General features: G+C 59.2%; 19 protein-coding genes. 6 read left to right on the top strand and 13 right to left on the bottom strand.

Annotation, left to right across the window (positions count from 1 at the left end; translation table 11 throughout):
• Positions 1-602: 602 nt before the first annotated feature.
• On the top strand, positions 603-3,146 hold the full coding sequence (gene nirB / locus BW43_RS21005) for a nitrite reductase large subunit NirB (RefSeq protein WP_155989944.1): 2,544 nt from the start codon (positions 603-605) through the stop codon (positions 3,144-3,146).
• Positions 3,146-3,508 (top strand): nitrite reductase small subunit NirD, encoded by a 363-nt coding sequence (nirD, locus tag BW43_RS21010; protein ID WP_032885306.1) that lies wholly within the window; start codon positions 3,146-3,148, stop codon positions 3,506-3,508. The genes nirB and nirD overlap by 1 nt, the downstream gene beginning before the upstream one ends.
• Positions 3,509-4,193: 685 nt before the next feature.
• Here nirD and BW43_RS21015 read toward each other — a convergent pair.
• Genes BW43_RS21015 through BW43_RS21035 form a run of 5 tightly spaced genes read right to left on the bottom strand, consistent with a single transcriptional unit; the run spans position 4,194 to position 9,383 of the window.
• Positions 4,194-5,525 carry an ABC transporter substrate-binding protein gene (locus BW43_RS21015; RefSeq protein WP_032885305.1) on the bottom strand — a complete coding sequence of 444 codons (1,332 nt, stop codon included), beginning with the start codon at positions 5,523-5,525 and terminating at the stop codon, positions 4,194-4,196.
• A 39-nt stretch (positions 5,526-5,564) separates the two neighbouring features.
• Positions 5,565-6,632: a branched-chain amino acid ABC transporter permease gene (locus BW43_RS21020; RefSeq protein WP_032885304.1), complete on the bottom strand. Its 1,068-nt coding sequence runs from the start codon at positions 6,630-6,632 to the stop codon at positions 5,565-5,567.
• Positions 6,633-6,655: 23 nt separating this feature from the next.
• Complete coding sequence (locus BW43_RS21025; RefSeq protein WP_032885303.1) at positions 6,656-7,537, bottom strand: branched-chain amino acid ABC transporter permease; 882 nt, start codon at positions 7,535-7,537, stop codon at positions 6,656-6,658.
• 2 nt (positions 7,538-7,539) lie between these two features.
• Positions 7,540-8,316, bottom strand: a complete 777-nt coding sequence (locus BW43_RS21030) for an ABC transporter ATP-binding protein (protein ID WP_032885302.1) — start codon at positions 8,314-8,316, stop codon at positions 7,540-7,542.
• Positions 8,317-8,327: 11 nt separating this feature from the next.
• The gene (locus BW43_RS21035; RefSeq protein ID WP_032885301.1) at positions 8,328-9,383 is read right to left on the bottom strand and encodes an AMP-binding protein; all 1,056 of its coding nucleotides are present in this window, start codon (positions 9,381-9,383) and stop codon (positions 8,328-8,330) included.
• 263 nt (positions 9,384-9,646) lie between these two features.
• Here BW43_RS21035 and BW43_RS21040 point away from each other — a divergent pair, with 263 nt between their 5' ends.
• The 3 genes from BW43_RS21040 to BW43_RS21050 all read left to right on the top strand — a co-directional run bounded on the left by BW43_RS21040 (position 9,647) and on the right by BW43_RS21050 (position 12,390).
• Complete coding sequence (locus BW43_RS21040; protein ID WP_032885300.1) at positions 9,647-10,084, top strand: HIT family protein; 438 nt, start codon at positions 9,647-9,649, stop codon at positions 10,082-10,084.
• A 70-nt stretch (positions 10,085-10,154) separates the two neighbouring features.
• Positions 10,155-10,883 (top strand): hypothetical protein, encoded by a 729-nt coding sequence (locus BW43_RS21045; protein WP_032885299.1) that lies wholly within the window; start codon positions 10,155-10,157, stop codon positions 10,881-10,883.
• Positions 10,884-10,968: 85 nt separating this feature from the next.
• Complete coding sequence (locus tag BW43_RS21050; protein ID WP_032885298.1) at positions 10,969-12,390, top strand: hypothetical protein; 1,422 nt, start codon at positions 10,969-10,971, stop codon at positions 12,388-12,390.
• A 128-nt stretch (positions 12,391-12,518) separates the two neighbouring features.
• On the opposite strand, the gene BW43_RS21055 is transcribed toward BW43_RS21050, so the two are convergent.
• Complete coding sequence (locus BW43_RS21055; RefSeq protein WP_032885297.1) at positions 12,519-14,084, bottom strand: PAS domain-containing methyl-accepting chemotaxis protein; 1,566 nt, start codon at positions 14,082-14,084, stop codon at positions 12,519-12,521.
• Between the two features lie 163 nt (positions 14,085-14,247).
• Here BW43_RS21055 and BW43_RS21060 point away from each other — a divergent pair, with 163 nt between their 5' ends.
• A complete protein-coding gene (locus tag BW43_RS21060; protein ID WP_032885296.1) occupies positions 14,248-16,446 on the top strand; it encodes an OsmC domain/YcaO domain-containing protein in 2,199 nt (732 codons plus the stop codon).
• Between the two features lie 124 nt (positions 16,447-16,570).
• Here the strand turns inward: BW43_RS21060 and BW43_RS21065 are convergent, their stop codons facing one another.
• From BW43_RS21065 to BW43_RS21095, 7 genes are all read right to left on the bottom strand, one after another.
• Positions 16,571-17,737, bottom strand: a complete 1,167-nt coding sequence (locus BW43_RS21065) for a cystathionine gamma-synthase (RefSeq protein WP_032885295.1) — start codon at positions 17,735-17,737, stop codon at positions 16,571-16,573.
• Positions 17,734-19,110 carry a cystathionine beta-synthase gene (locus BW43_RS21070; RefSeq protein ID WP_032885294.1) on the bottom strand — a complete coding sequence of 459 codons (1,377 nt, stop codon included), beginning with the start codon at positions 19,108-19,110 and terminating at the stop codon, positions 17,734-17,736. The genes BW43_RS21065 and BW43_RS21070 overlap by 4 nt, the downstream gene beginning before the upstream one ends.
• A gap of 173 nt (positions 19,111-19,283) precedes the next feature.
• Entirely contained in the window at positions 19,284-19,763 is a 480-nt protein-coding gene (locus BW43_RS21075) for a VOC family protein (RefSeq protein WP_032885293.1), read from the bottom strand.
• Between the two features lie 139 nt (positions 19,764-19,902).
• Positions 19,903-20,421: an SUKH-4 family immunity protein gene (locus BW43_RS21080; RefSeq protein WP_032885292.1), complete on the bottom strand. Its 519-nt coding sequence runs from the start codon at positions 20,419-20,421 to the stop codon at positions 19,903-19,905.
• A 144-nt stretch (positions 20,422-20,565) separates the two neighbouring features.
• On the bottom strand, positions 20,566-21,198 hold the full coding sequence (locus tag BW43_RS21085) for a hypothetical protein (RefSeq protein WP_032885290.1): 633 nt from the start codon (positions 21,196-21,198) through the stop codon (positions 20,566-20,568).
• A gap of 80 nt (positions 21,199-21,278) precedes the next feature.
• Positions 21,279-22,295, bottom strand: a complete 1,017-nt coding sequence (locus tag BW43_RS21090; RefSeq protein ID WP_032885288.1) for a hypothetical protein — start codon at positions 22,293-22,295, stop codon at positions 21,279-21,281.
• A 490-nt stretch (positions 22,296-22,785) separates the two neighbouring features.
• A complete protein-coding gene (locus BW43_RS21095) occupies positions 22,786-23,139 on the bottom strand; it encodes a VOC family protein (RefSeq protein WP_032885286.1) in 354 nt (117 codons plus the stop codon).
• Positions 23,140-23,151 lie beyond the last annotated feature (12 nt).

The raw sequence follows: 23,151 nt of genomic DNA, 5'->3' as shown, positions 1-23,151 counted from the left end.
TAAACTTTTTTACCCGCCAACAAAAAAGCGCCCTGCAACCCTCCGTTTGGAAACGGGGGTTGCACGGCGCCTTTGTCGTGAATGGGCAATCAGCGTTGACTGCTTTATGCAGGTGTTCCTAGCAAGTCACGCGCCAGGTTTTTTCGAACGCTGCAATGGGTGCTTTTTTGTGAAGAACCGGGTTGTTCTGGTGACCTGGCTGTTGGGGTGTGCGGGCTAGTCGAATCGTCGCACCGGCCACGCTGGGCTGCGAAGCAGCCCCAACACTCATCAGCCAGGAAATTGATGATGCAAGCGCGCCTTTTTGATGCAACGCGCACCAGTTGGATGCGCAATCCACGCTGTTCAGGCGACGCGAGGAGACTGCAGCGGCGCCACGTACGGCTCCGCGGCCAATTGGCATAGAGCCTGCAAGCTCCCCGTCAACCCCACTCGGTCAACGACGATCGACAGGCCATTGAGGTCATGGGCATAAAGCGATGGATCCGGCGAAGTCGTCCGAACAGATCCCGCATAAGAACAGGCAAAGACGCCTGGAACCGCAAGGTTTCAGGCGTTTTTTTTTGCTTTTTAAACCGTGATGAATGTTGTCAGGTGCTGATATGAACAAACCGATGAAAACCCTGATCGTCGTTGGCAATGGCATGGTCGGTCACCATTGTGTGGCGCAACTGATCGAGCGCGGCGCGCTGCAACACTACCACCTGCATGTGTTCAGCGAAGAGCCGATGCGCGCCTATGACCGTGTGCACCTGTCCGAGTATTTCACCGGACGCGATGCCGAGTCGTTGGCACTTTCCGAGGCGTCGCTGTACCAGACGCCGGGAGTGACGTTGCACCTGGGCGTGCCGGTGCTGGAGATCGACCGCGTTCGCCGTGAGGTGATCACGGCTCAGGGCTGCGTGGCCTACGACACATTGGTCCTGGCCACCGGCTCCTATCCGTTCGTGCCGCCGATCGAAGGCGCCGAAGGGGATTCGCGGTTGGTGTATCGCACCTTGCAAGACCTCGATGCCATCCGTGCAGCGGCAGCCAATGCCCGACGTGGTGTGGTGGTGGGCGGTGGCCTGCTGGGCTTGGAAGCCGCCAACGCCCTGAAAAGCTTGGGCCTGGAAGCCCATGTGGTGGAGTTCGCACCGCGCTTGATGCCAGTGCAGTTGGATGATTTCGGCGGTCTGGCGCTCAAGGCCCAGATCGAACGGCTGGGCGTCGGCGTGCACCTGTCCCGTGCCACGCAGTCGATCAGCGCGGGCGAGCAGTACCGCTATCGCATGAACTTTGCCAACGACGAGTTCCTCGAAACCGACCTTATCGTGTTCTCCGCCGGCATCCGCGCACAGGACGCCCTGGCGCGCCAGGCTGGCCTGGAGATTGGTCCGCGTGGCGGGGTGGTGATCAACGATGAATGCTTGAGTTGCGACCCGCACATCTACGCGATTGGCGAGTGCGCGTCGTGGAACGGCAGCCTGTTCGGCCTGGTCGCGCCGGGGTACCAGATGGCCCGCGGGGTAGCCGCGCTGTTATGCGGGCAGGTCGCCGAGCCCTTTGTCGGTGCCGACATGTCCACCAAGCTCAAACTGCTCGGCGTGGACGTGGGTTCCATCGGCGACGCCCATGCCCACACGCCGGGTGCGCGCAGCTATCAGTTCATCGACGAGGCCAGCGCCAGTTACCGGCGCCTAGTGGTGGACGCATCGGGCAAGCATGTGATCGGCGCAGTGCTGGTTGGCGACAACAGCTACTACGACACGTTGCTGCAATACATGCAGAACGCGATTGCACTGCCTGCGGAACCGGCCAGCCTGATCCTGCCGTCGTCCGCCGGTGCACCGACTCTCGGCCCAGGCGCGTTGCCGGAATCGGCCACGGTGTGTTCCTGCCACAACGTGACCAAAGGCGCGATTTGCTCGGCCATCGACGGCGGTTGCAGCGACCTCGGCCTGCTCAAATCCCAGACCAAGGCTTGCACCGGTTGCGGCGGTTGCGCGGGCTTGCTCAAGCAAGTGTTTGAACACGAGTTGATTGCCCGTGGCGTCAGCGTCGACAAGAGCCTGTGCGAACACTTCGCCTACACCCGTCAGGAGCTCTATGCCCTGGTGCGTGTGGAAGGGGTGACCACCTTCGAAGAACTGCTGGCCAAACACGGTCGTGGCCACACCGGTTGCGACGTGTGCAAACCGGCGGTCGGTTCGATCCTGGCGTCGTGCTGGAACCAGCCAATAATGGACGCCTCGTTGGTGCCGTTGCAGGACACCAACGACACGTTCATGGCCAACATGCAGAAGAACGGCACCTACTCGGTGGTGCCACGGATTCCCGGTGGTGAAATCACGGCCGACAAGCTGATCGTGATCGGTGAAGTGGCGAAGAAATACGACCTCTACACCAAGATCACCGGCGGCCAGCGCATCGACTTGTTTGGCGCGCAGTTGCATGAGCTGCCGGATATCTGGGCCGAGCTGATCGCCGCTGGCTTTGAGACCGGGCACGCGTATGGCAAATCCACGCGTACGGTGAAGTCCTGCGTGGGCAGCACTTGGTGCCGCTACGGCGTGCAGGACAGCGTGAAAATGGCGCTGCTGATCGAGGATCGCTACAAGGGCCTGCGTTCGCCGCACAAACTCAAGTTCGCGGTGTCCGGCTGCACCCGTGAATGCGCCGAAGCCCAGAGCAAGGACGTGGGCGTGATCGCCACCGAGAAGGGCTGGAACCTTTACATCGCGGGCAACGGCGGCATGCGTCCGCGCCATGCCGAACTGTTCGCTACTGACCTCGACGACGCCACGTTGATCCAGTACATCGACCGCTTCCTGATGTTCTACATCCGCACCGCCGACAAACTGCAACGCACCTCTGTGTGGCGCGAAAGCCTGGAAGGTGGCCTGGATTTCCTCAAAGACGTGATCCTGCACGACAGCCTAGGCCTGGGCGCGGAGCTGGAAGCGCAGATGCAGCTGGTCGTCGACCGCTACGAATGCGAGTGGGCCAACGCCCTCAAGGATCCGGAAAAACTCAAGCGCTTCCGCACCTTCGTCAACGACAAACGCCCCGACCCGGACATCCACTTTGTCCAGGAACGCGGCCAGCGCCGGCCGATCATGGCCACCGAACTCAACCTGATTCCCGTCATCGAGGAGATTGCCTGATGAGCCAGCCTGACACTCAGCACCACCTGTCCACCTGGAAAGGGGTGTGCAGTGAGCAAGACCTGGTGAGCAACTCCGGCGTAGTGGTTTGGCTGGACGGCGCGCAAGTGGCGCTGTTCTACCTGCCGGGTGCGCAGGAGCAGACGCTGTTCGCCATCGACAACCATGACCCGGAGTCGGGGGCAAATGTAATTGGCCGTGGATTGGTCGGCAGTATCAAGGGCGATTTGGTGGTAGCTGCGCCGATCTATAAGCAGCATTACCGCTTGCAGGACGGCCAGTGCCTGGAGGCGCCACACCAGCGATTGCAGGTGTGGCCGGTGCGATTGAATGAGGGTGTGGTGGAACTCGCAGTGAGTTGATCGACCTCGGTCCAAGTGTGGGAGGCGGCTTGCTCCCGATGGCGGTGTGTCAGTCAATATCGGTATGGCTGAACCACTGCTATCGGGAGCAAGCCCCCTCCCACATAAAACTGCATCGCAGTGGAGAAATCTTACTGCTCCTTGCTGCAATCACGGGGGGGAATGCCTTTCTCCTTCGCGTACTAGGATGGCCAGTGCCTGGAGGCGCCATACCAGCGATTGCAGGTGTGGCCGGCGCGATTGAATGAGGGCGTGGTGGAACTCGCAGTGAGCTGATCGACCTCGGTCCAAGTGTGGGAGGGGGCTTGCTCCCGATGGCGGTGTGTCAGTCAACATCGGTATGGCTGAACCACTGCTATCGGGAGCAAGCCCCCTCCCACATAAAACTGCTTCGCAGCTGAGAAATCCTACTGCTCCTTGCTGCAATCACGCGGCGTAATGCCTTTCTCCTTCGCGTACTAGGACGGCCAGTGCCTGGAGTCGCCACACCAACGATTGCAGGTGTGGCCGGTGCGATTGAATGAGGGTGTGGTGGAACTCGCAGTGAGCTGATACACCTCGGTCAAAATGTGGGAGGGGGCTTGCTCCCGATGGCGGTATGTCAGTCGACATCGGTATGGCTGAACCACTGCTATCGGGAGCAAGCCCCCTCCCACATAAAAAACTGCATCGCAGTGGAGAAATCTTACTGCTCGTTGCTGCAATCACGCGGCGTAATGCCTTTCTCCTTCGCGTACTGCGCCGCCGAGGCTTCGATGATCGGCCGCAGCAGCGCGCGGTCGGCTTGTACCCAATCGCTGATCAGGTTCCAGCGCTGGCCATCCCACTGCTGGAAGCGTACCGCGCCGCCGCCTTCATGGTCGGCGCAGGACAGTTTCAGCGGTTGCACCAGGCCTTTTGCGCCCAGGGCCTGAAGACGCGCATCGTCCAAGTTCAGGTGTTCGAAACCCCAGCGCACTTGTTCGCCAGTAAGGGGCTGGTGGCCGTATTTTTCCTGGGCCAGGCGCACGGCTTCGACGTTGAGAATGCCGTTCACCACACCGAGGTTGTAGTACACCGTGCCGAAGCGCTTCGGATCGGCCAGGTTGCCTTTGCCCGCGTCCACCACGCTTTGCTTGATGCCTTGCAGCACTGGGAAATCGGTGCCGGACGGGTGGGTGGTGATGGAGATAAAACCCTTGGCTGCATTGCCGGCCGGCAACACGTCTTCTTCCGAGTTGCTCCAGATATTGCCGATGATGTGATCAGCCGGGTAACCGACTTTTTGCGCAGATTTGAGCGCCACCGGGTTCATCACGCCCCAGCCGCGCAGGATCACCCAGTCCGGCTTGAGACGGCGAATGTTCAGCCACTGCGATTGTTGCTCGTTGCCAGGGTGTGGCACTTCCAGCAGGGTCAATTCGAAGCCGGCATTTTTGGCCAGGGTTTCCAGTACGCCGTTGGTTTCCTTGCCGTACGGCGAGCCGTGGTAGAGCACGGCGATTTTCTTGCCCTTGAGTTTGTCGGCACCGCCTTCGCGCTGGCCGATGTAGTTGATGATCGCCGAGACTTCCGAATACGGGTTGAGCTGCAACGGGAACACGTAGGGGAAGACGCTGCCGTCGGTGGAGTCGGTGCGTCCGTGGTTGATGGTGATCAGCGGTAGTTTGTCGGCGGTCGAGCGGTCCAGCGTGGCGTAGGCGATGCCCACCGACAGCGGGTTGGTGGCCGCTGCTGGCGCACCGTTGAGACCGCCCTTGAGGCGCTCGTAGCATTCGACGCCTTTTTCCACTACGTACTCGGTCTCGCATTCGCTCCAGGTCAACTTGACGCCGTTCACGCCGCCGTTGGCGTTGATGTATTGCAGGTAGTCGATAAACCCACCGAAGAAACCGGAGCCACCGGCGGCATAGGGGCCGACCCGATAGCTCTGCAACGGAAAGTATTGTTCGTTGGCGGCCTGGACGGTGCCCGTGAGCGTGGCGGTGATCAAGGCCAGGCCCAAGGCCAGGCGGCGCAGCGGTGCGGGGTGTCTCATGGAGGCAGTTCCTCGGGGTTCAGCTCGGGGGTTAGTAAGTTAGTAACGCAGCGGCCATACCCTGGCCCCTTGACGAAAGCGCTGCCACAGTCGGGCCAGCCCCTCCGGTTCCTTGATCAGGAAGGTGATGATCAGTGCACCGAACAGCATCTTCTGAAGGTTTTCCAGCTGGCCGGCGTCCATCAATCCGGCCGGCAGCAACGCGAAGAGGTTGCCCAGCAGGATCGGGAACAACACGATGAAGGCCGCGCCGAGGACGTTGCCGAGCACACTGCCCAGGCCGCCGATAATGATGATGAAGAGCACCTGGAATGAGCGGCTCAGGTCGAAGCCGTGTGGCTCCACCGTGCCCAGGTAGGCGAAGGCCCACAATGAGCCCGCGACGCCCAGGTAGAAGCCGCTGATGGCAAACGCCAGCAGCTTGGCTTTGAGCAGCCGAATGCCGATCACGGCGGCGGCGGTGTCCATGTCGCGCACGGCCATCCAGTTGCGGCCCAGCTCACTGCGCACCAGGTTTTTACCGAGCCAGAACAGCGCCACGACCACGCTGAGGGTCAGCAGGTAGCGGCCACACGGCGAGCTGAAATCAACCCCAGCGATCAGCAATGGCGGTGAGGTGATTACGCCGGACGCGTTGTCGTTGGTAAACCAGCTGAAGCGGGTCAGTACCCACTCCACCACGAACTGGGCGGCCAGGGTCGCTACCAACAGGTAAAAGCCCTTGATGCGCAGGCTCGGCAGACCGAAGAACACCGCCACCAGCGCAGCGATCACGCCGCCCAGGCCAAAGCTCACCAGCAGCGGCAAACCGGGTACGCGCAATTGCAGGTTGTAGGCGGCAAATGCGCCCACCGCCATGAACGCCGCCGAGCCCAGAGAGAGTTGCCCGGCGTAGCCAGTCAGCAGGTTCAGGCCGAGGCCGGCTAGGGACAGCACCAGCAGCGGCACGAAGATCGCGCTGAACCAGTAGTCGTTGCCCAACCACGGCATCACCACAAAGGCAAAGCCCAGCAGTAGCCACAGTGCGATGCGGTCCTGGCGCAGGCGAAAGGTGCGGCGCTCGGCCGCGTAGGAGGTACTGATTTGACCGACTTCTTGATACAGCATGCAGGCATTTCCTCAAAAAACGATCAGACCCGTTCGATGGCGCGCTCGCCGAACAACCCGGCAGGGCGCACCAGCAAGAACAGCAAGGCAAGAACGTAAGGCACCCAGTTTTCAATGCCGCTGCCGATGATCGGGCCGAGGTAGATCTCGGCGATTTTTTCGCTCGCGCCGATGATCAAGCCGCCGACAATCGCGCCGCCGATGGACGAAAATCCGCCGATGATCAGCACCGGCAATGCCTTGAGTACCACCAGCGATAACGAGAATTGCACCCCCAATCGCGCGCCCCAAAGCAACCCGGCCACCAGCCCGACAAACCCCGCCACGGCCCACACCAGGGCCCAGATGCGCGGCAGGCGAATGCCCACCGCCATGGACGCCAGCGGGTCGTCTGCGACTGCACGCAGCGACAGGCCGATACGGGTTTTGTTGAACAGCAATGACAGGGCGAGCACCAACGCGGCGGCGGTGCCGGCAGCGAACAGGTCGAACTGCGAGAGCAGCATGCCGCGGATTTCCAGCGGCTCGTCGGCAATGCCCAAATCCAGGCCATGCACCTGCGCACCCCAGAGGAATTGCGCGAAGCCTTCGATCATGTAGGACAGCCCAAGGGTGGCCATGAACAGGATGATCGGCGGGCGATTGACCAGGGGCCGCAGCACCACTTTCTCGATCAGCAGCGCAAGCACCACCATGCTCACCAGGGTCAGCAAAAACGCGAAGACAAACGGAAAGCCGCGCTCCAGCAGGCTGACAAAGGTCAGTGCGGCGAACAGCACCATGGCGCCCTGGGCGAAGTTGAAGACGCCCGAGGCTTTGTAGATCAGCACAAAACCGATCGCCACCAGGGAATACATCACGCCTGCCAACAGGCCGCCGATCAGCACCTCAAAGAAAAATTCCATGCTCAAGTTCCCAGATAGGCGGCGATGACATCGGGGTTGGCGCGCACTTGCTCGGGCGTGCCGTCGCCGATCTTGCGGCCGTAGTCGAGCACCACTACGTGGTCGCACAAGCCCATGACCACACCGATATCGTGCTCGATCAGCACCACGGTGGTGCCGAACTCGCGGTTGATGTCGCGGATGAATTGGCTCATCTGGGCTTTCTCCTGAGCGTTCATACCGGCCATGGGCTCATCCAGCAGCAACAGGGTCGGCTCGGACGCCAGGGCGCGGGCCAGTTCGACACGCTTTTGCAGGCCATAGGGCAGGGTGCCCACCAGCACGTGTCGCCAGGGATGGATCTGCAAAAACGCGATGACTTTTTCGGCGTGCAGGCGGTGCGCGTCCTCCTCGCGCGGGGCTCGGCCCAGGCGCAGCATCTGCTCGATCCAGCTGCTGCGGCGCTTGAGGTTGCGCCCGGTGAGCACGTTGTCGAGCACGCTCATGCCCTTGAACAGCGCGATGTTCTGGAAGGTTCGCGCAATCCCGCCTTCGGCCGCCTGATGCGCGCGCATGCGCCGTCGGGTGTGGCCGGCGTAGTGGATGCTGCCGCTTTGGGGGTGGTAAACGCCGTTGATCACATTGAGCAGCGAACTCTTGCCGGCGCCGTTGGGGCCGATCAGCCCGCAGATGTCCCCGGCCTTGACGTCGAAACTGATGGAGGTGATGGCCTTGATGCCCTTGAACGACAGGGTAATGTCATCGAGCCGCAGTAAGACCGCTTGAGTGGTTGCATGCATGGTTGGGCTCGTCAGACAGCGTGAGGCAGTCGTTGGTCGGCGGGTTGGTGTTGGGGCGCTGGCTCTTGCCAACGGCCGGGATCGATGCCCAGGGCGGTAAAGAACGCCGCACTGTCCGGGCTCAACGCTGGCCCTACCAGCAAAGGCACGCGCAGGCGGCTCATGCCCAGCACATCGAGCAATGGTCGACGCACCAGCCAGTGGCCCAGCCAGCGGCGAATGATCGATGGGGTTGGCTGCATCGCCCAGCGGTACAGGCGATGACTGAATGTGCCCGGCAGCGGCAGGCGCTCACGTGCCCACTGTTCCAGACGGCCGTAGGATTCACGGGTGCCCAGCACCAAGGTTGGGCCCAGCTCGCGGCGGTCGGTGTCCCGGGTGGCCAGGGCTTCGGGGAAGTTCAGGCGAAAACCAGCGTGCAGCCAGGGCGCCAGCAAGTAGCGCGCCTGCCCGCTGGCGGCGAAAACCCGCGCGGCCAGGGCTTCCTCATTGGCGTCGAGGTGTTCGCGGGCCACCAAAGTGCGCGCGTCCATGAGCAACTGCCCGTGGGTCAACTGCACGCGGGTATCGGCGTGGAACACAAAGGCGAGGGCGGTTGACTGAGTGGCGCACGCCGGGGCAGGGAGGTCCGTGCGCAAGTCCGCATAAGCGACCAAGTGGGGGCCTTTGTGTTGATCCAGACCGCGCCCATCGAGGTACACCACCACACCGGGCCCACTGATTGACGGAATCGCCTCGGCGTTTTCGGCGAGAACAAATGTCGGCCGCAGTTGCACCAGCAGCGCACGATTGTCGCGCTCGGGATCGAGCAGCGTGACGCTCCCCCCCAACCACTGCGCGGCCAGTGCCAGCAGCAAGGCTTCGGGGCGCGCCTGACTGATGATCAGCAGATCATCGTCAGGCCCGAAGTCGCGCTGGTGAAGGGCTGCGGCGAGTTGGCGTATGTCGTCTGCCAGTTCGCTCCAACGTCGCTCTTGCCAGATGCCCAGGCGCTTGTAACGCAAGGCAATCGCCGACCCTCGGGTGTGGGCTTGATGCAGCAGCGCCTGGGGCAGTGTCTGGGGCATGGGTGTGTCCTTTGGGTCGATGCAAAGGTGATTGCACGCGCCATGCCAGTGAGATAAATGCTTTTATTTCAAAGGGATACGTTTAATTTTAAATGGGAGAGCCTGTTTGGATTCAGCACAAGCTGTGCAACTGCTGTTGGTGGGGCAACAGGCGTTTCCTCAGGTGGCCTGTCAGATAACTCCCTTGGACTGTTCCCGTTGCTGAAAAGCAGGGGGCAAGCGTTAAAATGCCGCCCGCATCTTGCCCCCATCAAGGACCCTACATGCCACTGATCACGGAACGCGTAGCCCTGGCCCGCATCGGCGCCAATGAGAAGGTTATCTGCCGCATGGCCTCGGGCTGGGCGGTGATGGGGGATGTGCAGTTTCTGCCGGGCTACTGCCTGCTGCTGCCCGATCCGGTGGTCGCGAGTTTGAACGACCTGGATACCGAAGCCCGCGCGACTTACCTGCTGGACATGGCGCGCCTCGGTGATGCGGTGTTGCACGCCACCGACGCCCAGCGCATGAATTACGAAATCCTGGGCAACTCCGAGCCTGAGTTGCACTGCCATATATTCCCGCGCTACGCCTCGGAACCCGACGACAAGCGCCGGATGCCGGCATGGTTTTATGACTGGAAGAATGCTGTGCCTTATGCCGAAGAGGTGCATGGGGATTTGCGCAAGGCCATCGAGCGGTTGCTGCGTCAACCCAGTTGAGAGGCGAGAGCGTGCAGCCGCATTGGCGCCAACTTTTATTAACTTTCGCGTGAAGAGTGCAGTTAGAAATATGAATCTACTCGATCCGTTGACTGGAACAGAAGCGTTGACTCAATCGGGGAGACCCATAGAACCTGGGTTTCTAACGGCTTTCTGGGGCTGGGGTTTTTCAGCATTGGATAACCCCCTGCTACGAGGTTATCTGGCAGAGTTTTTGGTGTATCGGGCACTGTTCAACATGCCTAGCCCCGATTTCAAGGTACCCACCTCGCATTTTTCAACCAAGATGGAAGGCGATGTTCATGACCTCGTGTTTTTCATGAATGATGAAAAATTCACTATCCAAGTTAAATCGAAAGACTCCTATAGCAAATCTCAGGTGTTCGATACCTCCTTCGCTGAAGGATTCGATTGTGTCTCCAATAGTCCGCTGCCCGCTGAGCATTGGTCAGACTTTTACATCTTCGCTTATCTGGCACTGGATAATAAAAAGTGTCAGGAGAACGAGCGTCTTCATGATAAGTGGAACCCCAATCCATCTCGTGCACTGCCGATGGAGAAAGCGCGGTTCAAGCTCAATAAGCAGGCGTTGGTGAAATCGGTGTTGGAACTCGATAACTGGAGCTTCTACATTCTTGACCGAGAGCAATTACGTGGGCAGAAAAGCATCAACTTGAACAAGCTGCGCAGTAAGGTCAATAAGGGGGAAGCTGTGTGGGTACAGCATGACGGTATTGCAGATGCGTTGGTGGGTTTCGCCCTCGAACGGCACGCTAAACGATGCGATGAAATGCTTTAGGTTCCCTTCGCTCGTGGGGTACGCCACATAGCCGCCAGCGAAACCGCTACACTGCCGCCCCCGAATTTCAGCAAGGATGCTTTGAATGCGTTCGCTCGTCAGCGCTGTGCTCCTCTCCATGACCCTGGCGGCCCCGGCCATGGCCGAGCCTCGTTCGTTCTCGGTCAATGACCCGAGCGGCAAATACCTGGTCGAAGTGTTGTTCCCGCAGGTGCCGCAGGACTTGCAGTACCTGGCGCGAGCCCTGATCACGATACGCGACGCAACTACCCTCGAAATCCTCCAGCAATTGCAGACTCCGGACGCCCAGGTGCCGATGGACCAGAATGGTAAAACCGTCGACTGGCGTTTGATGGGCGAGAACGGCGTGGTCTACTTTGCCGACATCAATCAGGATGGCCGCCAGGACTTGGCAATCCGCAATGGCACCGGCGCGGATAAAGACTTCCAGTCCAGTTACGATGTTTACCTGCAAGACCCGCACAAGACGCAGTGGGTGCTCAACGGCCCTCTGACCGATCTTGCGAACGAAACCTCCGGCGGTATGTTTTCAGTCAATCCCAAGGACGGCGTTATCCATTCGCAGACCGACCAGGGTTGCTGCTGGACCCGCGCCAGCCGCTATCAGATGCGCGACGGTGAGTTGGTGAGGCTCAGCGCGTACACCCAGGCCCAAGTGCCTGCGACGGACGATGACGCCAACAACAGCATGCCCAGCGGCTACATGCTGCGCACCACCGGTGAGTGGAAGGACGGCCAGTGGCTGGAAACCCCAAGGCTCGAAGGGCCGGTCAATGAGGACCCTGAGTTCCTGGCTGGCACCCTCAACGGCAAGATCCCGGTGCAACTCTGGTACCAGCAACAGGGCGCGGTGTTGATTGGTGAATTGCGCTACACCAAAAGCGGCAGCGGAAAGCCAATCAAGTTGGTAGGCGAGTTGGGTGAATACGGCGACCAGTCGTTTGTCTATCTGCACGAATATGCCGACGATGGTCATCAAACCGGCATCTGGCGCATCACTCGGGAAACCGTCGAGCCCTATGCTTACTCCGGCACGTGGGTCAGTGGCGCCCAGGGTGAAAAGCCGGAGTTGCAAATCCAACTGCATCGCGAGGACCGTGAGCCTGAGTACAAGAAACTCGGTGACGTTGCCCGCGATCAGCGTGACGGTCACTACCAGATGCGCAACGACTTCCTCGACCGTGACGGCGACCTGGACCTGAAGATCCTCCCCGACCGCGATGCCCAGGGCCGTGAAGTGGCGGAGTTCACCGTAACGCTCAAGGAAACCGGTACCGACAAGGTCATCGTCAGCGCGCACCACAGCGTGCCGATGGAAACCGAAAACCTGATTATCGTGCGCGAGCCGTTGGCGACCCGGCGCGCCGGCCCGTATCACATTCAACTGGTGAAGGGTTTTGCGGTGATCAACCACAACTCGGCGCCGGACTTTCCGGATTACTTCACGGGGATGTATCGCAAGCAACAGCCTGGACAAACCCAGTGACTGCCCCAATCAGACCGGCCCCATAGAAATGCGCCTGGCGTTACAGCCTGCTCGCGGGCTGAGCGCCACGATATTCATCCCGGTGCAAGCAAGGCCGCCCAGCTGGCGGGCGGCCTCGCGTTGCGGGGTCAGCGGTTAAAGCGTTCTACCAACGCATATTGAGTGGCCGCCGTATTGGTCAGCTGCTTGCTAAGGTCGGTGGATTGATGGGCTTGTATCGACGTCTGGTCAGCCAGCTCCGCGATAGTGGTGATGTTGCGGCTGATCTCCTCGGCGACCGCGCTTTGTTCCTCAGTGGCGGCGGCGATCTGGGTGGTCATTTCGGTGATATGAGACACCGCTTCGCTGATGCCGACCAACGCCTGGTCTGCTTCCAGCACCCAGGCTACGCCTTCCTGCGCCTGGCGTTGGCCGTTTTCCATGCTTTGCACGGCATTGTTGGACGATGCCTGCAACTGAGTGATCAGCGCATGGATTTGAGTGGTGGATTGGGAGGTACGCTGCGCGAGTTGGCGCACTTCATCGGCCACCACGGCAAACCCGCGGCCTTGCTCACCGGCGCGGGCCGCTTCGATGGCGGCGTTGAGGGCGAGCAGGTTGGTTTGATCGGCGATGCCTTTGATCACGTCCACCACGCTGCCGATTTCGTCACTGTCCTTGGCCAACTGCGCCACGGTGGTGCCGGTTTCGCCCACGACGGCGGACAAGCGCTCAATGGCCAGGCGGGTATCACGCGCGACTTCACGGCCACGTCCGGTCAGCACGTTGGCCTGCTGGGTGGCGTCGGCGGTGCGCTGCACATGGCTGGCGACTTCCTGGGTGGTCGCAGCCATCTGGTTGACGGCCGCCGAGACCTGCTCGGTTTCAACGCGTTGGCGATCCAGGCCTTTGGAGCTGGCGGTGGCCAACTGATCCGATTGCCCGGCCAGGGCGCTGAGTTGTTCGGCACTGTCCTGCAAGCGTGTGAGGCAGGTTTTCAGGCGCGAGTTTTGGCTGAGGAACGCGGTTTCCAGGCGTGCCTGGGGGCCGCTGGCGTCGCTGTACATCTGGGCAATCAAGGCATCCGACGTCGAGGGCTCGACACCCGCCAGCAGGCGCAAGGTGCTGCCTTGGCGTACGCGTGAGCAGAGCATACCCACCGGCACGGCAACGGCCACGGCCACCGCAATGGCGATCGGTGCACTGAGGAAAAGCCCGGCAATGCTGCCGGCGATGCCGGTGGCCACGTACGGCACGGCACTCAACGCCGCGGGCAGCCAAGTGTCCTTGATTAGCGCGCTGGATTTGCCTTGGCTGAGGCGGCGATACAGCACCTGCGCCCGGCGGATTTCATCGGCGCTGGGCTTGACCCTCACCGATTCAAAACCAACGACTTCGCGGCCGTGGAAGATCGGTGTGACGTAGGCGTTAACCCAGTAATGGTCGCCGTTTTTCGAGCGGTTCTTGACGATGCCCATCCACGGCAGGCCTTGCTTGAGCGCACGCCACATATGGGCAAACACGGCCGGTGGGACATCGGGGTGACGCACGATGTTCTGCGGCGCGCCGATCAGATCGGCCCGTTCAAAACCGCTGATTTCGACAAAGGCGTCGTTGCAGTAAGTGATGCCCCCGTGAATATCGGTGGCGGAGATAAGTTTTTGCGAAGGCGCGAGTGAAATCTCACGTTGTGTTACTGGCTGGTTGTTGCGCATTCCGGCTACTCCCTGGTTGCACACAGTGCATCGGCGCCAACGTGCAGAAGATTAATTCACATCGGCTATTTCGCCAGCCATTGGTCAAAAGCCTGAAACTTATCGATGAAAAACCTCATAATGGCGGCCATTTTTGTTTAGCCCGTAATTCTGGTGTGCCCCCATGGAAATCAAGGTCAACTTTCTCGACAACCTCCGGCTTGAAGCCAAGTTCGATGACTTCACGGTGATTGCCGACCAACCTATTCGCTATAAGGGCGATGGTTCGGCACCGGGGCCCTTCGACTACTTCCTGGCATCGTCGGCGCTGTGCGCGGCGTACTTTGTGAAGCTGTACTGCCAGACCCGCAACATCCCCACAGACAATATCCGCCTGTCCCAGAACAACATCGTCGACCCGGAAAACCGCTATAACCAGATCTTCAAGATCCAGGTCGAGTTGCCCGCGGATATCTCCGATAAGGACCGCCAGGGCATCCTGCGCTCCATCGACCGTTGCACGGTGAAAAAAGTGGTGCAGGCCGGTCCCGAATTTGTGATCGAAGAGGTGGAAAATCTCGACGCCGACGCCCAGGCCTTGTTGATGCCCAGCAGCCTGTCGGAGCAGGGCACCTACATCGCGGGCAAGGACCTGCCGCTGGAACAGACCATCGCCAACATGTCCGGGATCCTTGCCGGCCTGGGCATGAAGATCGAGATCGCCTCGTGGCGCAATATCGTGCCCAACGTGTGGTCGCTGCATATCCGCGATGCGCACTCGCCAATGTGTTTCACCAACGGCAAGGGCGCGACCAAAGAGGGCGCGCTGGCGTCGGCATTGGGCGAATTCATCGAGCGGCTCAACTGCAACTTCTTCTACAACGACCAATTCTGGGGTGAAGAACTGGCCAACGCACCGTTCGTGCATTACCCGGACGAGCGTTGGTTTCAGCCAGGCCCCAACGACGAGCTGCCGACTGAAATCCTCGACGCTTATTGCCGCAAGGTCTACGACCGCGAAGGCGAGCTGCGCGGTTCGCATCTGTTCGACACCAACTCCGGCAACGAAGCGCGCGGCATTGTTTCGCTGCCGTTCGTGCGCCAGTCCGATGGCGAGGTGGTGTACTTCCCGTCCAACCTGATCGAAAACCTCTACCTCAGCAACGGCATGAGCGCGGGCAACACCCTGGCTGAAGCCCAGGTGCAATGCCTTTCGGAGATTTTCGAGCGCGCGGTCAAGCGTGAAATCATCGAAGGTGAATTTGCCTTGCCGGACGTGCCGGCTGAGGTGCTCGCCAAATACCCAAGCATTGTGGCGGGCATCGAAGGCCTGGAAGCCCAAGGCTTCCCGGTGCTGGTCAAGGATGCATCCCTGGGCGGCGAATTCCCGGTGATGTGTGTGACCTTGATGAACCCGCGCACCGGCGGGGTATTCGCCTCCTTCGGTGCCCACCCGAGCCTGGAAGTGGCGCTGGAGCGCAGCCTCACCGAATTACTGCAAGGCCGCAGTTTCGAGGGTTTGAACGACTTGCCGCAGCCGACCTTCGAAGGCCAGGCGGTGACGGAGCCGAACAACTTCGTCGAGCACTTCATCGACTCCAGCGGTGTGGTGTCGTGGCGCTTCTTCAGCGCGCAGTCGGACTACGAGTTTGTCGAGTGGGACTTCTCCGGTGAAGGCGAAGACTCCAACGTCCAAGAGGCTGCGACCTTGTTCGGCATCCTGGAAGGCATGGGCAAAGAAGCCTATATGGCGGTGTACGAGCACCTCGGCGCCACCGCTTGCCGCATCCTGGTGCCGGATTACTCGGAAATCTATCCGGTGGACGACCTGATCTGGGACAACACCAACAAAGCGCTGTTCTTCCGCGAGGACATTCTCAACCTGCATCGCCTGGACACGGAAGAATTGCAGGCATTGGTCGAGCGCCTGATCGAAAGCGAGCTGGACGATTACACCGACATCACCACCTTGATCGGCATCGAGTTCGACGACAACACGGTATGGGGCCAACTGACCATCCTGGAGTTGAAGCTGCTGATTTTCCTGGCCTTGCAGCAATATGAAGAGGCCAAGGAGTGCGTGGAGATGTTCCTGCAGTACAACGACAACACCGCCGAGCGCGGCCTGTTCTACCAGGCGTTGAACGGTGTGCTGGAGATGGAACTGGACGACGACTTGGACTTGGCGGATTACGAAGCCAACTTCCGCCGCATGTTTGGTAATGAGCGAATGGATGCGGTGATCGGCTCGGTCGATGGCAGTGTGCGGTTCTATGGGTTGACGCCGACCAGCATCAAGCTGGAAGGCTTGGACCGGCATTTGCGTTTGATTGACAGCTACAAGAAGCTGCATTCGGCGCGTGCCAACATCGTCCAGGTGTAACGCATACCCAATGTGGGAGGGGGCTTGCTCCCGATGGCGGTGGTTCAGACAAATATTCAGTGCCTGACACGCCGCTATCGGGAGCAAGCCCCCTCCCACATTTGATCGTTGTTTTCTGGGGGGGTTATATACGGGCCAAGGCTTGCGCCAGGTCCGCTCGTAGATCGTCCACATCCTCAACCCCCACCGACAACCGCACCAACCCGTCGCCAATCCCCAGCTGCGCCCGCGTCGCCGCCGGGATGCTGGCATGGGTCATGATCGCCGGATGTTCGATCAGGCTTTCCACACCTCCCAGGCTTTCGGCCAGGGCGAAGATGTTCACGTGTTCCAGAAAGCGGGTGGCGCCCGCCAGGTCGCTGTTCAAATCCACTGAAATCATCCCACCAAACCCGCGCATTTGCCGGCGTGCCAGTTCGTGCTGCGGGTGGGATACCAGGCCTGGGTAATAGACCCGCGCCACTTGCGGTTGTTGCTCCAGCCAGGTGGCCAGGTCCAGCGCGTTGCTGCAATGACGCTCCATGCGCAGGGCCAACGTTTTCACGCCGCGCAGGGTCAGGAACGCGTCGAAGGGGCCAGCGATGGCGCCCACTGAGTTCTGCAGGAAACCCAGGCGATCAGCCAATTCGGGGTTGTCACCGACAATGGCGATACCGCCGATCACATCGGAATGGCCGTTGAGGTATTTAGTGGTGGAGTGCACCACCACATCCACGCCCAGCTCCAGCGGGCGCTGGATCCAGGGGCTGGCGAAGGTGTTGTCAGCCACGCAGATGATCCCGCGATTGCGGCAGATACCTGCGATGGCGGCCAAGTCGGTGAGGCTGAGCAGCGGGTTGCTCGGGGTTTCGACCCAGACCATGCGCGTATCGTCCTGCAAGGATGCTTCAAATGCCGTTACATCACTCAAATCGACAAAGCTGAAACGATGCCCGGCGCTGCGTTGGCGCACCTTGTCGAACAGCCGAAAGGTGCCGCCATAGAGGTCGTTACCGGAAACGATATGGGCGCCCGCATCCAGCAGCTCCAGCACCGTGGAAATCGCCGCCAGCCCGGATGCAAAGGCAAACGCCTGGCTGCCGCCTTCAAGGTCGGCCACGCAACGCTCCAGAGCAAACCGCGTGGGGTTGTGGGAGCGGCCGTAGTCGAAGCCCTTGTGCACGCCGGGGCTGTCTTGCAGGTAGGTGGAGTTGGCGTAGATCGGCGGCATCAGCGCGCCAGTGGTTGGGTCTGGGAACTGCCCGGCGTGGATCACACGGGTGGCAAACGCACTTTTATCAGGCTGGCTCATGCAAGGGATCTCCGCAGGTGGTTGAGCAGGTCGACGCGGGTGATCAGGCCATAAAAGCCTCCTGCATCGGCAATGATGGCGACCAAGCCGCGATCCAGTTCAGTTTGCAATTCGGCCAGGCTGGCGCTGGGGGACAGGGTTTGCAGGTTGTCGGTCATGGCGCTGGCGACGACCATCGTGAAGTGCGCGGCATCGTGGTGCAGGCCCAGCAGGATGTCGGATTCGTCGATCACGCCCACCAGTTCGCGGCCGTTGACCAACACCGGCAGTTGCGACACGTCGGCCAGACGCATGCGCTGGAAGGCGGTGAGCAGGGTGTCGTCGGGGCTCACGCTGATCACGCGGCCGTCTTCGAAGCGGCGGGCGATCAGGTCGCGCAGGTCGCCGTAGTGTTTGTAATGCAGCAACCCCGCGTCGGTCATCCACTGGTCGTTGTAGACCTTCGACAGATATCGCGTGCCGGTGTCGCACACAAAGCTGACCACGCGCTTGGGCGTGGTTTGTTCGCGGCAATAGCGCAAGGCAGCGGCGAGCAGGGTGCCGGTGGAGGAACCGCCGAGAATGCCCTCGGCCTTGAGCAGTTGGCGCGCGTGGTCGAAGCTCTCTTCATCGCTGATGGAATAGGCGTGGCGCACGCTGGACAGGTCGGCAATCGACGGAATGAAGTCCTCGCCAATGCCTTCCACGGCCCACGAGCCGGGTGTTATCAACTGGCCGCTGCGGCTGTATTCAGCCATTACCGAACCCACCGGGTCGGCCAGTACCATTTCCAGCTCCGGTTGCACGCGCTTGAAGAATCGGGTCAGGCCGGTGAGTGTGCCTGCCGAACCGACGCCGACCACAATGGCATCCAGGTCGTGCTGGGTTTGCGCCCAGATCTCCGGCGCGGTGCTGGTCTCGTGAGCCTGGGGATTGGCCGGGTTGTTGAACTGGTCGGCGAAGAATGAGCCGGGAATCTCCTGGGCCAGGCGCGCAGCCATGTCCTGGTAATACTCGGGGTGGCCCTTGCCCACATCGGAGCGGGTGATATGCACCTCGGCGCCCATGGCCTTAAGGTGCAGCACTTTCTCCGTGGACATTTTGTCGGGTACCACCAGCACCACCCGATAACCTTTGGCCCTGCCCACCAGCGCCAGGCCCAGGCCGGTGTTGCCAGCGGTGGCCTCGATGATGGTGCCGCCGGGACGCAGGCGGCCGTCATGCTCGGCGGCGTCGATCATGGCCAGGCCGATGCGGTCCTTGATGGAACCGCCGGGGTTTTGGGATTCCAGCTTGAGGAACAGCGTGCAGGGGCCGGTATCGAAACGGCTGACCCGTACCAACGGCGTGTTGCCGATCAGTTCGAGTACGGCGGGGCGTGAGAGTGTAGGCATGGCGTCACCTGGGTGCGCAGAGGAGACATGAAACACTAGGTCGGTATTGGGTGAGTCGCAACCGGGCCGTCGGCTCGCTGTCTTTTTTTGGCGCATGGGCCGACGCGACAATTGCGCCTGACGCTGCCAGGCGGAGCGCATTGAAGCCCTGGATAGCCTCGCCAGTTGCCGCCTCAGCCCTTTACCGCTGCCTCAATCTCCGCAATGTCGATTTTGGTCATGGTCATCATCGCCTCGAACGCGCGCTTGGCGATGGCTGGATCAGGGTTAGTCACCGCCTCCGTCAACACGCGCGGCGAGATTTGCCACGACAGGCCCCACTTGTCCTTGCACCAGCCGCAGGCGCTCGGCTGGCCGCCGTTGTCGATGATTGCGTTCCAGTACCGGTCGGTTTCGGCTTGATCATCGGTGGCCACTTGGAAGGAAAACGCCTCGGTGTGGGGAAAGATCGGGCCGCCGTTCAGGCCGATGCAGGGGATGCCGAGTACCGTGAATTCGACGGTCAAGACGTCGCCCCGTTTGCCGGACGGGTAATCCGCTGGTGCACGATGCACGGCGTTCACCGCACTGTCGGGAAAGGTGTTGGCGTAGAACTTGGCAGCCTCTTCGGCGCTCCCGTTGTACCAGAGGCAGAGGGTGTTTTTGTGGGTCATGAGCAGTCTCCACGCAGTCGAGGGTCTGTGGAGTTTAGCTGCGTTTCAATGGCGGCCTTATCAAGTCGAGACGGTTGAGGTCGGCGTTATAGGCTCGATAGAGGTCGGCCAATTCGTGGTGGGTCATCAGCGTTCACTTCTACCCGTTGAGTTCTGCGCTGACCTCATCCGCCCACATCGTGCCCGGCACGGCGGCGGCAGGATCGATGCATTCGATCTCAGGTAAACAGCGTGCCATCGTGTTGTCTCGCAGATGTGCCTGGAACACGCACAAGCTGCGGGCGAACTGGGGCAGTGAGGTATTGATGAGTACGCGTGCGTGATGGGCGTCGTGGTTGAAATAGACAATCGTCCCACTGTGTCGATCAAGCGCGATGACGTCCCCGGAGCCGGTGTGCCCCAAAGGGTAATAGTGGTTGGCGATGGCGAATATTGCCAACCTGCGTTGTGCTTCGGCTTGGCTGTAGGCCTCGAAACTCAGAAAGGGCGCGGCGTCGCGCGGCAGGCCGTGCTTGAGGAGGAATTCAGCGTCTGGCGCGGGGAGGGTGGCCAGGTCACTGGGGTTGAAGGTGATGAATTCGTCAAAGCCGAGGTCCAGCCCGGGCGGGTCGGGAGGCAGTACCGAGATGAAATGTGTTTTGAAGTCGAAGTCGGTCATAGTCGTTCGCCGCGTTATGTGAAGGGGGGGGCGGGATGCTGACATAGAAACACTGCAGGGCCTGGGGTAGAACCCGTTCACAGCCTCAAGGTTGATCCAGCTAATGCCGCAGCAATGGTTGCCGCAGCATGAGTGCGAGGAGTTTTAGTTACTCGACTTATCTGGCAGTGGCGCCGTATGAATTTCGTCATACATAGCGGTTGCCACTGAAGCAGCATAAACAATGTATTTCAGATCACTCGCGTCATTCTTGACTTCATAAATTTCACACAGAAGACTTCTTTTGTCCTTGGGTAACTCCACAGGCGACCAAGATGAAGGGCTTTTGAAGTTATACTCAGGGCCTTTGTATGTTAGTGATCTGATGCCAACAACCATGCGCTTATAGTGTTGCCTATCAGGTCTTTTAGTGTTTTCATAGCTGCCGCTAAATGATCCTAGAGAGTCAGAGACAACATCTACACACTCTTTGTCTAGCTCGGTCTCATAATCAGCAGCCGCATAGGTTCCAACGGTCCCATGATTGGAATAGAATTTTGCACGCGGCGACAACTTTTCTTCTGGGTATTTGGCGGTGTATTCATCACCCTCGAAGTAATATTCGATATACCCTCGCGAAATATCTACCCTGCTATATTTCTTTCTCTTTTCTATGATGTCATTGAAAGAGTACCAGCGCTGCTCGATTAGTTTGTGCTCGACTTCCAGCCCGCCCGCAAATACCTTCAAGGAAAGCGCGGAGCCAAATAAGATAGATGCTATCAAAAGATTTTTCATATGTTGGTCTGAAATATGACTTTTTGATTTGAATAAGTGCGCAAAGAGTTGTAGGGCTCTTTGCGAGAAAAGATTACATGTTAACGGATCGTGATGTTTCGACCGAAGTATTCCTCGGTGTCATACTTTTCAATCACTTGCTCCAAGGTTTCGTTGTTATTGTCCATGACCAACTTGTGTGAGATTGCGCTGAGTGCAATCAAGATATCTTTGCATTCAATGCGTGCTTGCATTACTGAATTTGATGCGGTTTCGAGGACTTGAGAAAGTAACTCATGATTCTTCTTCATCAGGGAACTAATGAAATTAGATATTACTTCAATGTATAAATCCCGGTCTTGGATTTCATCAGTTATAACAACATTTTTCAGAAAATCTTCTTCTTTACCATCAGGGACGAATCGTTGAACCCAGTAGAAATAGGATTTATCGAAGATGATGGATTGGATGGCGTTTCTTATTTTTTTGTTAGCCGCTATCTTCTCGAATAGAGTGTTTGATAATTCATCGGATACGTTGGTCAATTCATCGCCGTATTCATCATTGAGCAAGGTAATTGTTGCGTGAAGTTCTTTTAGCAACCATACATTGCGCGACCCCATTGCATTGTATGCGTCGCCAACCTCATCAATGTTGCGTTTGAATACGCCAATATATTTGTCACCCTCTTTAATGGCATCCAGCAGAGGGATCAAGCTGTAGCGTCTAACCTGAATGAGTTCATAAAATTGGCCTAATTCTTCACGAATATCTTGTAGGCGGTCCACTGATGCTACTAAAAAATCACTGTCGTCTATTATCATTTTGTTTAGGCGAGTGAAGTCTGGTGCGCCATCAGACCAGCGAACACGCAGATCAATACTTTTTTCAAAGGCTTGTGTCTTGCTAACCAGTATTGAGTACTTGTCTTCTATTTCAAAAAGCACATCTTGAACTTTTTGAAGACCTGTTGATCTTGCGTTTTGATTGATTCCGCGAATCTTTTCAGCTTCGGCTTGTTTCTTCTGGCGAATAGTCCAAGTGATCGCTGCACCTACAATTGTCAAGCTTGTTGCCATATCAAAGCCAAGCTGGATATTACTGAACCATGTGCTCATTTGACTTCCTTAAGTTTTATTTGATTTCCTTAAACATCACGTTTTTGTAGCCGTTTACGCCGTAATAACTGACTCCAACTCAAATTTCACGCCGCATAAGCGGCGTTGTCGTGCTTTTTTTATCGTGCTCTCGCTCTGAGCGGGCGCGCCGCCGGTAATTTGCTGCGTGAGCATAAAGGCGATGCCGGGTCGGAACAACCGTTCGTCGCGACCTACACCGCCAACGCCCGGTATCTGAACCTTTCCGCTGGCGTTGTGCAGCACCACTACGAGACCAAACCCGCAGCGCACTGGTCTGGCGCCATGAGTTGCGCGAGGAATAGGTGCGTTCGGTGGCCAACTACGTGGCGAATGTCGCTGTCAAAAACAGCTTCGGCAGCTACGGACCATCGGCGATTGGCGACACCGGCGTGCTCGGTCTGGGCGTGATGTGGGGGGGCGATGCGGGCCACTTAAACTGCGTGGCCTGCACTCGTGGTGCAGCGATCACTCACTGATCCGACCAAACCGCCAGTTCATAACCATCCGGATCAATGAAGTGGAACCTGCGCCCACCGGGGAACGCAAACGTCTCGCGGCTTATCACAGCGCCTGCCGCCGTGATTCGTTGGTGCGCCCCTTCGAGGTCATTCGCAAACAAAATCACCAACGGCCCCCCTGGCCGAACGGGTTCTCCCGTGGTGAACCCGCCCGTCAGCCGCCCATCGCTGAACTCGGTGTAGGTGGGCCCGTAGTCCACGAATGTCCAGCCGAAAACGGCGCCGTAGAAGGCTTTGCTGCGGTGGATGTCGCCCACGTTGAATTCTATGTTGTCGATCTGACGGTCTTGACCACGAACGCTCATGGTTGCCTCCTT

Source organism: Pseudomonas sp. RIT357, from assembly GCF_000632245.1.
Classification (GTDB): Bacteria; Pseudomonadota; Gammaproteobacteria; order Pseudomonadales; family Pseudomonadaceae; genus Aquipseudomonas; species Aquipseudomonas sivasensis.
The sequence above is the reverse complement of the archived record's forward strand: the minus strand, read 5'-3'. Positions and strand labels throughout refer to the sequence as shown.